12 protein-coding genes are annotated in these 13,942 nt (G+C 54.0%); 7 read left to right on the forward strand and 5 right to left on the reverse strand.

Annotated features, from left to right (window positions below):
- Positions 1-12: 12 nt before the first annotated feature.
- The 4 genes from FJW04_RS06020 to FJW04_RS06035 form a co-directional block, all read right to left on the reverse strand.
- A complete protein-coding gene (locus FJW04_RS06020; RefSeq protein ID WP_181172887.1) occupies positions 13-966 on the reverse strand; it encodes a flavin reductase family protein in 954 nt (317 codons plus the stop codon).
- Between the two features lie 68 nt (positions 967-1,034).
- Positions 1,035-2,702 (reverse strand): ABC transporter ATP-binding protein, encoded by a 1,668-nt coding sequence (locus FJW04_RS06025; protein ID WP_140712936.1) that lies wholly within the window; start codon positions 2,700-2,702, stop codon positions 1,035-1,037.
- A complete protein-coding gene (locus tag FJW04_RS06030; RefSeq protein WP_140712938.1) occupies positions 2,702-3,553 on the reverse strand; it encodes an ABC transporter permease in 852 nt (283 codons plus the stop codon). The genes FJW04_RS06025 and FJW04_RS06030 overlap by 1 nt, the downstream gene beginning before the upstream one ends.
- On the reverse strand, positions 3,553-4,503 hold the full coding sequence (locus tag FJW04_RS06035; RefSeq protein ID WP_140712940.1) for an ABC transporter permease: 951 nt from the start codon (positions 4,501-4,503) through the stop codon (positions 3,553-3,555). Before FJW04_RS06035 ends, FJW04_RS06030 begins: the two co-directional genes overlap by 1 nt.
- Positions 4,504-4,770: 267 nt before the next feature.
- Between FJW04_RS06035 and FJW04_RS06040 the strand changes: the two genes are divergently transcribed.
- From FJW04_RS06040 to FJW04_RS06055, 4 genes are all read left to right on the forward strand, one after another.
- Complete coding sequence (locus FJW04_RS06040) at positions 4,771-5,580, forward strand: IclR family transcriptional regulator (protein ID WP_140712942.1); 810 nt, start codon at positions 4,771-4,773, stop codon at positions 5,578-5,580.
- Between the two features lie 359 nt (positions 5,581-5,939).
- Positions 5,940-6,386 carry a flavin reductase family protein gene (locus tag FJW04_RS06045; RefSeq protein WP_140712944.1) on the forward strand — a complete coding sequence of 149 codons (447 nt, stop codon included), beginning with the start codon at positions 5,940-5,942 and terminating at the stop codon, positions 6,384-6,386.
- A 34-nt stretch (positions 6,387-6,420) separates the two neighbouring features.
- Positions 6,421-7,644, forward strand: a complete 1,224-nt coding sequence (locus FJW04_RS06050; protein WP_140712946.1) for an acyl-CoA dehydrogenase family protein — start codon at positions 6,421-6,423, stop codon at positions 7,642-7,644.
- 153 nt (positions 7,645-7,797) lie between these two features.
- Positions 7,798-8,661: a LysR substrate-binding domain-containing protein gene (locus tag FJW04_RS06055; RefSeq protein ID WP_140712948.1), complete on the forward strand. Its 864-nt coding sequence runs from the start codon at positions 7,798-7,800 to the stop codon at positions 8,659-8,661.
- A 191-nt stretch (positions 8,662-8,852) separates the two neighbouring features.
- Here FJW04_RS06055 and FJW04_RS06060 read toward each other — a convergent pair whose 3' ends face one another.
- On the reverse strand, positions 8,853-9,845 hold the full coding sequence (locus FJW04_RS06060) for a LysR substrate-binding domain-containing protein (protein ID WP_140712950.1): 993 nt from the start codon (positions 9,843-9,845) through the stop codon (positions 8,853-8,855).
- 237 nt (positions 9,846-10,082) lie between these two features.
- Between FJW04_RS06060 and FJW04_RS06065 the strand changes: the two genes are divergently transcribed.
- From FJW04_RS06065 to FJW04_RS06075, 3 genes are all read left to right on the forward strand, one after another.
- Complete coding sequence (locus tag FJW04_RS06065; RefSeq protein ID WP_140712952.1) at positions 10,083-11,618, forward strand: trimethylamine methyltransferase family protein; 1,536 nt, start codon at positions 10,083-10,085, stop codon at positions 11,616-11,618.
- A 75-nt stretch (positions 11,619-11,693) separates the two neighbouring features.
- Positions 11,694-12,431, forward strand: coding sequence for an SDR family NAD(P)-dependent oxidoreductase (locus tag FJW04_RS06070; protein ID WP_140712954.1), 738 nt, complete (start codon positions 11,694-11,696; stop codon positions 12,429-12,431).
- A 103-nt stretch (positions 12,432-12,534) separates the two neighbouring features.
- Positions 12,535-13,881, forward strand: coding sequence for an LLM class flavin-dependent oxidoreductase (locus FJW04_RS06075; RefSeq protein WP_140712956.1), 1,347 nt, complete (start codon positions 12,535-12,537; stop codon positions 13,879-13,881).
- The last annotated feature ends 61 nt before the right edge of the window (positions 13,882-13,942 follow it).

Below are 13,942 nucleotides of genomic sequence, written 5' to 3' on the forward strand. Positions count from 1 at the left end.
CAACCTCGATGGTCACTTCCTAGCCCAAAGTTGACTAAGAACATCAATTGTGTCGGCGATTTGCTTCTGCGAAAGATCGGATAACTCCTCGGCTTCGAATTGAAGCCACCTGCGCCGTATCGCTTCGCGACTGTCATAGCCAGCGTGGGTTAAACTAAACCTGTCGCCTTCTTGCACGGCGAGGCCCATCGACTTCATTTCAGCCAGGGCATCTTCAGTGTCCCGGATACCCTGGAACGTCTTCTTGGCCAGGGATGACACTGTTATGTTGGGCGTTTCACCCAGCGCGTCCATGGCGCGCGTGACGGACTGGTGCCCTCCCTCAGCCGCTCGCTGCTCCTCAAACTTTTGCAAGAGCAGACGGTTTACCCTGGTTATCAAGGAGATCATGCTGTTGGGAACTGGCTCCCAGCGGTCTTCGGCCTGTTTGGGAACTTCCGGACGTACTCTCATGCCGGGATGATCGACGGCGACGGCGTACCGACCCTGAACAAACATCAATGGATCGCCTTCGAATGCACAAACATTCAAAGCGCGCCCCACTTTGATGACGTGGTCACCACCATCGTAGGAACTTTCATTTTGGCATTCGATATGGACAAGAGCGCCATCGATGGTTGGAATATCATTCCAACCTGGCGTCGTCGCGACCTGTGCGAATTTGTCGGGGGCCGGGCTGGCGAAGTGCCGGGATAAATCCACTTGATCTTTTGCCAATATGTTGACGACAAACCCCTCGGCGTTCTGAAAAATGTCGAAGCTTCTTGAGGTCCGGCTGATAGACCAGAGGACGAGGGGAGGATCGAGTGACACTGAGGCCACCGAATTGACAGTGGCACCCGCGTTCTTTCCCTGGTGTCGAGTTGTGATGACAGCGACACCAGTTCCAAAGAGACCTAGACATCGCCGAAACAATCGCGAATCGTCGGCAGGGTTGCCTTTTTCGATCATCTTGAAACTGCCCATTGAGCTCCGTCCATCAAATGTAAGGTGTTGATTATAAGGCAGGCGGCGAAGGCGCGAGGCCTTCGACATCACGCGCCTTTGCTCCCAAAGAAAGCTTTCGTCAGTTTCGGATCTTGTTCGAGAGCATCAAGCCACCCAGAATCCAGCTTCGGAACAGAGGCGAAAAGGAGTTGTGAATAGGGATGAGCATCCGTACGGCCAAACTTTTCAGGCGAAGTCTGCTCTATTTTTTCACCCGACAACATGACGGCGACGTCATCGCAAATGGCGCGTACTGTCGACAAGTCATGACTAATGAAGAGGTAGGAAAGTTCCAACTCGCGTTGTAGCTCCTTCAGCAAGTCGATAATTGCGGCAGCAACAACCGTGTCCAAAGCTGACGTGACTTCGTCGCAGAGAATTAGCTTCGGCTCTGCAGCAAGTGCGCGTGCCAAATTGACTCTCTGCTTCTGCCCCCCCGAAAGTTCACTTGGTAAGCGAAATTTTGCGGTGCGAGGCAGTTGCACCATATCGAGGAGTTGATCGATGCGTTTGGCGCGAGATTCCCGATTCATGCCGTGATAAAATTGGAGCGGTCGCGCCAGTATATCCTCAATTGATCTGGAAGGATTAAGCGACGTATCGGCGGATTGGAAAACGATCTGCAGTTGGCGCAAGGCCTCTCGCGTGCGTTGACGAGCGTCAAGAGCAAGCTCGTTGCCATCGAAGATGACAGTTCCTGATGCCGCTGGAAAAATACCGGCAATTGCGCGAGCTAGAGTGGATTTGCCAGACCCGGATTCGCCCACAACGCCGAGATTGCGGCCTTTCAATATCTTGATGTCGACGGAATTTACGGCGACGACTTGTGGTAATCCTTTGGCCGTCTTTGCACCATAGCCGGCTATCAAATTGCGAACCTCCAGAATAACAGAGTCGCCTTGGCCCTTATCGTCGTCGCGTCGCAGGGTTGCTGGTTCAACTGCGCCAATCAGGTCTTTCGTGTAGGGATGTAGAGGACTCTTGATGATTTGGTCGGTCTCTCCGACCTCCTGTATTTCGCCGTCCTTGAGAACAATGATACGATCAGCAATCTGAGCTACTACGGCGAGATCATGTGAAACATATACGCCAGCTATATTTCTCTCGGCCAATACAGCCTTAAATGCGCGCAAGACCTCTACCTGGGTCGTAACATCCAGGGCCGTGGTGGGTTCATCGAAGATCATCAGCTTTGGATCACTGATCAGGGCCATCGCGGCAGCAAGTCGTTGCAGTTGACCGCCGGAGACTTGATGCGGATAGCGGTCTCCAATTGTTTCCGGATCAGCCAGCGCCAACGCACGGAACAGCTCAACGGCTTTGATACGCGCCTGATCCATTGGAATTGTTTTGTGGATAGCGGTGACCTCCGTCACCTGGTCAATTATCTTGATAGCGGGGTTGAAAGCCGCCGCAGCACTTTGTGGAACGTAGGCAATTTCATTTCCCCTGAGCCGCGCCCTTTCACGCTCCGGCAATGTGACGAGGTCGCGATCATTAAACATTACCTGGCCGCCGCTGATCCGGCAGCCTGGCCGTGCATAGCCCATCAACGTCAGGGCAATCGTGGTCTTTCCCGACCCACTTTCACCGATCAGGGCAACAACCTCACCCGCAACGATGTCGAAAGACACATCGCGAATAATTTCGACCAGCCGTCCAGAGTCCGTCTTGGCTTCGACCTTGAGGTTTCTAATTTTGACAAGTTCCTGCATTACTCACTCCGATCACGGATCTTTTGCGGGAGATTGTCGATAAGCAGATTGACGCTAATCGTAAGGGTAGCGATCGCCAGGGAGGGAAACATGACCGCTGGCGCTCCAAAGGAGAGACCATCGAGATTTTCTCGGACCAAGGCGCCCCAGTCCGCGTTTGGAGGTTGCACGCCAACGCCAAGAAACGACAACCCCGACAGAAGGAGCACAATATATACAAACCGCAAGCCAAAATCGGCGAGGACGGGAGCCAGAATGTTCGGTAGAATTTCGGATCTGATTATGTATCCCAGACGCTCGCCTCGAGCGCGTGCGACCGTAATATAGTCCATGGTGTTGATATTGACCGCAAACGCTCTGGCGAAGCGATAGGAACCCGGGGTGTAGATCACTGCCAACGTGAAGACCAGTACCTGGAGGGATGAGCCCGCACCGGCAACGACGACCAGACCGAACAGTTTGCTGGGAATGGAGATCAGCGCGTCCATCAGGCGGCTCACAATCGTGTCAAACCAACCGCCAATTACCGCGGCCATCATTCCCAGCACAACGCCATTGAAGCAAGCGATGAGTACGGCGATGAGAGAGATGCCTACTGTAAAACGCGCTCCCATCATTATGCGGGAAAACATGTCACGCCCAAGGTAGTCAGTGCCCATCCAGAAGTTCCGACTGATGGGGCCAAAATAGTTGGAGTCGACAATCTTTCCGATGGGATAATGTACTATTAGGGGAGCAAAAATCGCGACGAGTGTCCACGCTATAATGACAGCAAAACAGCCAATCGCCACTTTGTTGAGCTTATAACGCGACCTGCGACTTGCGACGGAGATTGCATCTGTTGCGACCATCACCGTAGCCTCGGGTTTGACAGAATTGCCACGATATCTGCGACCGTAACAAGCACAAGATATCCAACGCAAAAAATCATCGCGCATGATTGTATAAGTGGTAGATCGCGCGTGGATACAGCATCAACCATAAGCTTTGCTATGCCAGGATAGTTGAATATTGTTTCGACGATGATGACGCCTCCAAGCAAATATGATAGTGAAAGTGCAATTGCGTTGAAGATTGGCCCAAGCGTATTGGGTAGCGCGTGCCTGAATACGATTCGGCCGCGCGATGCGCCCTTAAGTCGTGCCATTTCGACGTATGGGGTATGGAGAGTTTCGATCACAGCCGCGCGCGTCATGCGGATCATCTGAGCCGAATTAACAAAAATCAAGGTGATCACCGGCATGGTATAGATACGCAGCAACTCACCTATCGAACTGATATCACTCGCAAGTGATAGAGCTGGAAGCCATTTCAGATACACAGCGAAGACAAGCTGGGCGGTTGTGGCTATGAGAAATTCAGGTACGGAGATGACTCCGACAGTAAGAGCAGATACTGCTCGGTCATAGACGGTGCCATGGTTGATTGCGGCCGTAATGCCAAGTGCCAGCGATAACGGCACAGATATCAGGGCTGTGACGAGACCGAGTTCTAGGGTGTTTACCAGGCGCCCCCCAATTAGGTCGGCAACTGGCATATTATTGGAATAGGACTTTCCAAGGTCGCCGATCACGAGCCCGCCCAGCCACTTTAAAAACTGAATGATTGCCGGATCATTGAGATGCATTGCGTCGCGCAGGCCCGCAACCGCTTCCGGCGTAGCTGCCTGACCCAAAAGAATCTCCGTTACATCGCCCGGCAAAAGCGAAGTGGCAAAGAATATTGCAAAAGAGACAATCAGCAGCGTTAGTAAGGCACTTGCCATACGTCGCCACAAAAGGTCGAGAATCGTACTCTTCATACTAATTTCTTATGGAGCGTCAGTGTTGCTGCATAGCAAAGAAGTTTAGCTTTCGGGCCACATATACCGCCCAAAATCAGTCGCGGGAACGGAAGTTTTTTCATTGAAGCTGCTTCCCTTGGAACATTTTCCCCTTCATTCAATGGGGCGGCGATACCGCTCAAAAAGACCTTCGGGAATCCAACATCTTTTTGAGACTCCCTGAAATTGTTCCGAGATGTAGAACACCTGGTTCGAATGTTGACACAAGGCGTAGGCTAATGCAAATTGTTTTTGTCGGCCAACCGGTCGACCTTATTGGGAAGAAAGATCGAGTTGTCCGCCACGCTCTCCAAGGGACTATTGATCCTCGAAAACCTAGCGTCATCGCCCACCTCCAAGGGCCTGACCGCGATTGCGTCCGAAGCTGACCTCACAAAGTCAAACACCCATCGAATTCTCGTGACGCTCAAGAAATTCGGTTTCATCCAGCAGGATGCCGATCGCAACTATCGATGCTCAATGAAGCTCTGGAAGCTTGGTAATACCGTTCTCACTCAAACGGATTTGCCCGGCGTCTCGTCTCTGGCAATGCGCTTCCTTGCGGACTCGTGCAACGAGTCAGTCCATTTGTCAGTGTTGGACGGGCTCGAGGTCCTTTACGTCGACAAACTGGAGTCAGATCGGCCCGTCCGGGCGTATACCCAAAAAGGCGGAAGCTCCCCGCTCCACTGCGTCGCAACGGGCAAGATACTCCTCGCCTATAATTACCGGCATTTGCGGTCGAGTGTCGCTGCAAAGCTGCAACGATACACCAGCGCAACCATCACCTCGCCCAAGCATCTCGACAAGGAAATGGAATGCATTGTGGCCAATGGCTACGCAATCAATTGTGGGGAATTTCGCGAGGAAGTGTACGGGGTGGCTGCGCCGATTTTCGATCCCACAGGCAATGCTATTGCGTCGATCGGAATATCGGGCCCGTCAACGCGGCTGACGATCGACACGATTGAGAAACTGATCCCGAAGGTAGTTCAGGCCGGCAAGATGGTGACGGCAGAACTCGCGGGTCTGCAGCATACCTTCCGCAATGAGTAAGCCTCAAAATGTCGCGGGGAACTCGTCTACCCTATTGCTCGCCATGGCCGCCTCGCGCTCACGGATAAAGCAATCGATCGCTAAGGAGACCATTCATTTGCGTGCCGCATAATTGGTATTTCGAAATGTCGTTAGACCAAAAAAGACAAACTGATAAGTTTTCGCCACATGCTCTGAGGGGCAGCATCTTGGATAAAAACATCCAAATCGCAGTTCGAACGTTTCGATAAATCAAACTTACCTTCCAGAGGAAAAAAATTGATGGAATATACTGGAAACATCGATCGAAATTTGCCGAAACTGCGAAACCGAACGGATTCAAGAGAGCGCACATCCGCCTCGTTCAAGGATGCCATGGCATGTCTGGCGACGGGTGTGGCCGTGGTGGCATGTGTCGAATCCGGATTTCCCAGGGGGATGTTGGTCAGTTCGTTGACCCCCCCCTCCTCTCGACCGATCCGGCGAGTGTGCTGTTTTGCATTAGGAAGGCCGCTCATAGTTATGAAGCGCTGTCCCGCTCAAGCCATTGCAGCATCGCGATACTTTCCGATACGGATCAGGCGGAGGCTGAGCGTTTCTCGAGCGCCCAGCGTTTTAACGAGCGCTTTGATCCGTCCTTATGGATGCGGGAATTCGGACAACTGCCCGAATTTGAGAATGCCTTGATCTCCATGGTCGGGAGCATCGAGCGGCTTATTGATGCGGGAACCCACGATATATTCATCGTCAATATAACGAGCATCAGGCGTAGAAACGCAGATCCGCTGGTCTATTTCGATCGGCGGTATCGCACCCTGAACATCTAAAAAATCATAAAATCCTAAAGAAGAGAGTGGAGCTATGACTGCGGTATATACAAACCTGAATTCGGAAAATTCATCTAGTATCGATAGCAAACTTGCCGAGCTGCGGGAGAACTTCAGTAAAACTGCTGCCCATTACGATGCTACGGGCACGGTGCCGGTGGAAAATTTCGAGGCGTTACGCGAAAAGGGATTGCTTGCTCTCACCATCCCTGTGGAGCGGGGAGGGATGGGAGGTGTGCTTGCAACCGCGGCAAAGGTGATCCGGGAAATTGCCCAAGGAGAGCCGTCAACCGCTTTGATCTTGGCTATGCAATATATGAGTCTGACCGGCATGGACGGCCTGGATAGATGGCCAAAGCATATCCGTCTCATGTTGGAGCAGCGGGCAATAAGCCATGGGGCATTGGCAAATGCTCTTCGCGTCGAACCCGAGTTGGGGACTCCTTCTCGCGGGGGACTGCCCGCCACGCTGGCGGAGCGCAAAGGTGACGGCTGGGTCATCACGGGGAGGAAAATATTTTCAACCGGAAGTTATGTACTAAACTATATGCTTGTGTGGGCAAGGACCGACGATGATCGCCCGCTCGTAGGATATTTTTTGGTTCCCAAAGGCGAACAAGGTGTCCGGATAGAGGAATCCTGGAACCACCTTGGAATGCGCGCGACGGCGAGTCACGATGTTGTTCTCGAGAAGGTCAAGATACCTTTGGATCATGCGGTAGACATCCGACAACCCCCCGATTGGCAGATAGCCAATGACCGTCAATCGTCATGGATGGCAGTTCTGCTTGGTGCATTGTATGATGGTATCGCACAGTCAGCCCGTGATTGGTTCATCCATTTCGCTCAGACGCGAACACCATCCAATCTCGGCGCCGCGTTATCGACCCTGCCGCGGTTTCAGGATCTGGTCGGCCGGATCGATGCGCTGCTATTGGCTAATCGCGCCCTTCTGAAAAACTTCTGTGACTGTACGGACAATGGTGCGCCGCCACCGACGACAGACGCCCTTCTCATGAAATATCTGGTGACCAAGAACGCAATTGACGCGGTATCGACTGCATTGGAGGCGATCGGAAATCCCGGATTGACCCGGCATAACGAGCTGGAGCGGCATTATCGCAACGTATTGTGTAGCCGTGCTCATGCTCCCCAAAATGACACGATATTGATTGCCGCGGGACGATCTGCATTTGATGCAGCGGCGCAAAAGCTGAATTTATCCAAACCGCCTCGACTTTCGGGTTCCCCAATCTGACGTTGTCACAACGAGCTTCTAGGAACGTCCAAGGTCTTCCTCCACCAGCTGATCGGCCCCTACATGGTATCCATTTGTCTGCGCCGTCGAGTGGGGCTGGTAAGTTGACCAATACCTTTAGCTGCAGACTAAGGGATTAGTGGGTGTACAACGATGCTCAATTTGCCAATGGAGTTATTGAGAAGTTTTGTCGCCATCGTCGAGTCCGGATGGATGGGGCGAGCCACCGAAAGAATATTCGTTACTCAGTCTGCTTTAAGCCTGCAGGTGAAACGTCTCGAAGAGACGCTGCAGACGCTTCTTTTTTATCGCGAGGGGCGTCGGCTTAGGCTGACCCCTGCGGGAGAGGAATTGCTGGGATATGCTCGCAGTATTCTGACGACCAACGATCAGGCAGTCATTGCGCTGACCGGTGAGTCCTTGGCTGGAGCTCTTCGCGTCGGCCTGGTTCAGGACTTCGCCGAGGCCCTGCTGGGCGAAATATTGTTACGCTTCGTTAAGGCAAACCCGAACACGCAACTGCAGGTTCGCGTGGGAGGTACAATGGAGCTAATGGATCTGCTGGCAAGCGACCGGCTCGATCTGGCTCTGGGAATCGGCGCGCAAGACGATCCGGCAGCGATATGCAGTGCTCCAACAGTTTGGCTTGGCTGCAAAGATCTCCTGAAATTAAAAGAGGTGCCCTTGGCTTTGATGCAAAGCCCCTGCCGCTTTCGTGACATGGCCATCGCTCCGCTGGAAGCAGCCGGCCGGCCTTATCGAATCTTTCTGGAAACCGCTAGTCTCTCAGCACTTAGGGTCGCGGTTGAATCGGATCTGGCAATTACTCTTCGAACAGAAATATTTGCTTCTGGACTGATCGATGTGCTTGCGACCGATCTGCCGAGGCTAAATCCCGTATCCTATATATTGAAGACCCGCGATGACAGTCATCCCGTAGTTGCGCGCTTTGCGGAAATTATCCGTATGGGAATCTCAGATCCTGTTGGGGAAGCGTTATCACCTTCGGATCATTAGGGCCGATACGGAGAAATAATAGCGACACCACTCGTCTCCAGAACGCATCTTCCGGCAATCAGCTACGTGGAAAGCGGACATTTACGAACTGCGTCGCGAGATTTGCTTTGTTGGATTGCCGGCGGTTCCACTTCGGCAACACCCAGGTCAAACAGCGCGATAAGAAGACTGATCGCTGCGGTTCTAACGTATCATCTCGACTTTTTGTCAGATGGTGCGGGAAATTCACTGAGCATCCAGTTCCGCACGTCTTCAACGTGCTGAGCCTGAGCTGGCTGTGATCGTGAAGCCACGATGTAAAAGGCCTTGTCGGTCTTCACCTCCAGATCAATAGCGCGGACCAGGGTGCCTTTTTTGAGGTGAACGCTCGAAAAGTCCTCCCAGCCAAGCGCAATGCCCTCACCCATTATCGCCGCTTCGACCAACGGCTGATAATCCGAAAATCGAAGGCGTTCCCTCGTATTGTATCGCGTCAAGCCCAACCGCTCGAACCAGTCGCGCCACCCTATGCCGCGTGGGTATGCTTCTGCCAAGTGTAGAAGCGTACGGCTTGCCAGGTCCTCCAGAGACGTGATTTTTCCATTTTTCTTCAAGTATGATGGGCTACAAACCGGGAAAACGACTTCTGGAAACAGATACCACTTATTCAGGTTGGGCCAGTCGCCGTAGCCAAGGCGCATGGAGATGTCTGCGCTTTCCTCATCCGGATCGACCTCATGATCAACGATTCTGAGATTAAGGTCGATATCGGGGCATTGTTGCCGCAAACTGCTCAACCGGGGCAGCCATATTTCCGAGGCCTGGGTTGCCGAGAGACACAACGTCACCACTCGCTTGTTTGTCGAGCGCTTTATTTCGGCCAACGCATTTTCAATCGCCCGAAAGCCAAAGTCCAACGCCTTCGCCAGTATCAGGCCGTTTGGTGATAACACCTTGCGACCTCCGCGACGAATGAAGAGCTCAACACCCAACGCTTCTTCAAGCTTTTTGATCTGATAGGAAATCGAGGGCTGGGTGACATTGAGTTCTGCAGCACCCGCTCGAAAACTTTCGCACCGTACGACCGCTTCGAAGGCAAAAAGCGCGTTCGGTGAAGAAATCATGCGGCGGAGTTTATTCTCCGCTCCAAGTTGTCGAGAGGGTGCCTGTGCACTGGCGGGTTCCGGTTTCCAATTGTCGTCCATAGCACCCTCGCGGTCTGACTACGAACGCGTTCCTGAGCGTCCTTCGACATCATAATGAAGGGACCTTCATCAATCCAGTCTATCGCCATCGCGATTTTTTTCCAAAGGCAGCCCCGGATAATTTCTTTCTTACACAGCTGAAAGTTCTATAGTTTTCCCTAAGTCCAGCGCCGAGATCAGATTTGGGCCGATAAGGATATTTTTATCTGTTAGCTCGACCAGCTACAAGAGGTTTCGATGACTGATGCCGCCGTTGGCCGCCGCCAGGGAAGGGAAAAGCGCAAGACTGACAGGGCCGACAGGCGCGCCTCGCTTCGCTTGCCCCACGTCAAAAACGTCTTGCCATTTACGGAGGTTCTAGACGAAGACAGCTTCAAGCGTGTCCACAGCGCCGCTATGACGATTCTTGAAGAGATCGGAATAGCCTTTCGTTGTGAGAGGGCTCTGGAGGACTGGAGGAAAGCTGGAGCGAAGGTAAAAGGCAGTCTCGTCTTTCCTGAGCGTGGCATGATCGATGAGCTGATTGCGAAGGCCCCCAAGCAATGGGAGTTTGCGTCACGCAATCCGGCCCGGCGGGTGAGTTTCGGAGGGCGCGATACTGTCTTCAGCCCAGTTCAGGGCCCGCCCTACGTTCGTGACCTTGAAGGCGTGCGTCGTGAATCGACCCTCCAGGACGTCCACAACTTCAACAAGCTCGTTCAGAAGTCCCCGTGTTATCAAATTGGCCCCGGGTTCATCGTCGAGGCAATGGATATCGCCGTTCCTCATCGGCACTTGGAATGGATCAGAAGCACGCTGATCTACACAGATCTTCCTTTTTTCGGGGTTCCAAACAACCCGGAATACTCTCTCGACTGTCTGGAAATGACCCGGATCGTCCATGGGCGGGACTTCGTCGCCAACAACGCCGTCCTGGTCAACCACATCAACTGCGTCTCGCCGCGCATGTGGGATGACGTTCTCCTGCAATGCGCAAGGCACTACGCCGATGCGGATCAGGTCTGTATGCTGTCTCCTTTCGTGCTCGCGCAGGCAAATGCTCCAGCCGATATCGCTGCGTCCATAGCCCAGTTGTCGGCGGAGGCGCTGGCCGGCATTGCCTACATGCAGATCTACAAGCCCGGCACGAAATGTATCTTCGGACAGTATACGGCTTCCACCTCATTGAAATCGGGTGCCCCGATGGCGGGTGTGCCTGAGATTGCTCTCATCCAATACGGAGTGGGCCAGATGGCGCGCCATTACGGCCTGCCCTGGAGGACCACGGCTGCGCAGGCCAGTTCAAAGGTGTTCGACGCGCAATCCGGTTATGAAAGCGCGATGGGCATGTATACCGGCATCACCGCGGGTGCAAATCTCATGTTGCATGCCGGTGGTTGGGACGAAAGTGGACTGGTGACCTGTTATGCAAAGCTGATGATCGAGGCCGAGCAATGTGTTCTGTATCGCAGGCTTGCTGAAGGCGTTTCGTTGGATCGACTGGATGCGGCCATGGAAGCGATCCGGCGGATCGAGCCACAGGGCCATTATCTGGGTGATCCATTCACCATGGAAGTGTTTGAAGACAGCTTCCTGATGCCCGAGCTGTTTGATTACGACACCTATCCGCAGTGGAAAGCCAATGGCTCCAAAGATGCGGCCACGCGCGCACGAGAAAAAGCCAAGGCAGTTTTGGCGGACTACGAGCAGCCGCCGATGGACGAGGCGGTCCGTGCAGAACTGGATGCTTTTGTAGATCGTCGGAAACGGGAAATATCGCCGTTAATCTCCTGAGGATTGAGAGGTAAGGTTCGCGACCCCTGGTCCGACGCGGCGCGATGTGCAGATTGATGGTGGAAAGTTAGTCTTATGAAGCGTTTCGACGGAAAGGTGGCGCTGGTTACTGGTGGACGCAGTGGCATAGGCCAAGCCGTCGCACGCCAGCTGCGGGACGAGGGCGCGCGCGTGTTTACCGCGCAGCGCGGAGACGATCCAGAATTCGACTGCATCCGGGCAGACTTTACCGACCCGAGCAGTGCCGCCAAGGTCGTTGCTGAGACCATCGGTCAGGCCAACAGGCTGGATGTTCTGGTCAACAATGCCGGCGTGATGCAGGAAGTCCCGACCGAAGAGATGTCGCTCGCGGACTGGGAGCGCACGCTGACGGTCAATCTCACCACGCCTTTCATGCTCATCAAGGCCGCATTGCCCCATTTACGAGCCGTCAGGGGGACCATTGTCAACATAGGCTCAATCGAAGGTTTGGCTTCCAATCCGCAGCACGCGGCCTATTGCGCTTCGAAGGCGGGGCTGCACGGGCTTACGCGCGCTGTCGCCGTCGAGTGCGGCGCCGAAGGGATCCGCTGCAATGCCGTTGCCCCCGGCTGGACCGACACCGAGCTCAATGTCGCTTTCATCGCCAGCATGTCGGATCAGGCGAATTTTCGTCACAACGTCGCCAAGATCCATCCGGTTGGCCGCACAGGGAAGCCAGAAGAAGTGGCCTCGCTTGTCACCTGGCTGGCATCGGAAGAAGCCTCTTTCGTCACTGGACAGGTGTGGGCGATCGACGGTGGACGCACGGCCAAGCTGAGCTTGCCGCAATGAAGCGCGTCTTCAGATTTTTCAATTCCGTACCGAGTACGAGGTAGTGCCGGGTTCGTGACACGGACCGTCGATCCTTACAGATGGGAAAACGTGGGAGGAGGGCATGGCTAAAAGAGCGGAAAAGTTAAAGCTCGGGGCGTTCCTGATGCCTGCCGGTCATCATCTGGCTTCTTGGCGTGATCCAGAAGCCCAGGCGGATGCCGGGATGAATATCGGACATTACGTTGCTGTCGCACAAATGGCCGAGCGTGGGCTATTCGACATGATATTTCTTGGCGACAGGATTGGTTTTGTCGCTGAAGAAAGGGAGATTCTAAAGAGAACGAATAGGAATATCGCGCACTTCGAGCCAATTACACTTCTGGCCGCGCTCTCTCAGGTCACCCAAACTATCGGTTTGGCGGCTACGCAGACCACCTCATTCATGGAGCCATATAATCTAGCGCGCAAGTTCGCTTCCTTGGATCATATGAGCAACGGGCGTTCGGCGTGGAATATAGTCACGTCTCACACCCAGGACGAATGTTTGCAGTTTGGTATGGACCAACACTTTGAACACGGCGTCCGGTATGATCGGGCACAAGAATTTGTCGAAGTCGTCTGCGGCCTTTGGGACAGTTGGGAAGATGATGCCTTTCCCATGGACAAGGAAGAAGGCACGTATTTTCGACCTGAGAAGCTGCATGTGATAGGGCATCGCGGCCAGTATTTCAGTGTGAAGGGCCCGCTCAACGTTTCAAGGCCGCCACAAGGCTGGCCCGTTCTTATTCAGGCCGGCACGTCCGGGCCTGGGAAGGAGCTTTCGGCCAGGTTTGCCGACGTTGTCTTCACGGCAGAGCAAGATATCCGGCCGGCAAAGGCATTTTATTCGGATTTGAAGTCCCTTACCGGCAAGTATGGACGCGCGCCTTCGGACATCAAGATCATGCCTGGCGTCATGCCGATCGTCGGCAGCAGCCGGGCCGAAGCGGAAGATAATTTCGGCAAGCTCCAGGACCTGATCCATCCCGATGTCGGGGTGAACCTCCTGTCATTGATGATGGAAACGGACATGTCGGGCTTTCCCCTCGATGAACCGTTCCCCGATGTCGATGTGAGCGGGAAATGGAGCCGGGCGAAGATGATCAAGGATCTCGCACGGGAGAGGGGTTATACCATCAGGGAGGCCTACAAAAACGTTGCGTCAGCCCGCGGCCACCGGACCCTCGTTGGCACACCTGCGGACATAGCGGATGGGCTGGAAGAATGGTTCGACGCCGAGGCCGCCGACGGCTTCAACATCATGCCGCCTGTCCTGCCCGGCGATCTGGAGGTTTTCGTCCGGACCGTCATCCCGGAACTCCAGCGGCGAAATCTCTTCAGGACTGCATATGAGGGTACCACGCTGCGCGAGAATCTCGGCGTAGCGCGGCCGTGCTTCGGCGCGAAGAACGGATCGCATCAAGACTGATCGCGCCATCCAAGCTGCCAATCGGCAGCGAACTCCAAGTGCGACGATTTCAAAACAACAA

Origin of the sequence: Mesorhizobium sp. B2-7-3, from assembly GCF_006440715.1 — a bacterium.
GTDB classification, from domain to species: domain Bacteria; phylum Pseudomonadota; class Alphaproteobacteria; order Rhizobiales; family Rhizobiaceae; genus Mesorhizobium; species Mesorhizobium australicum.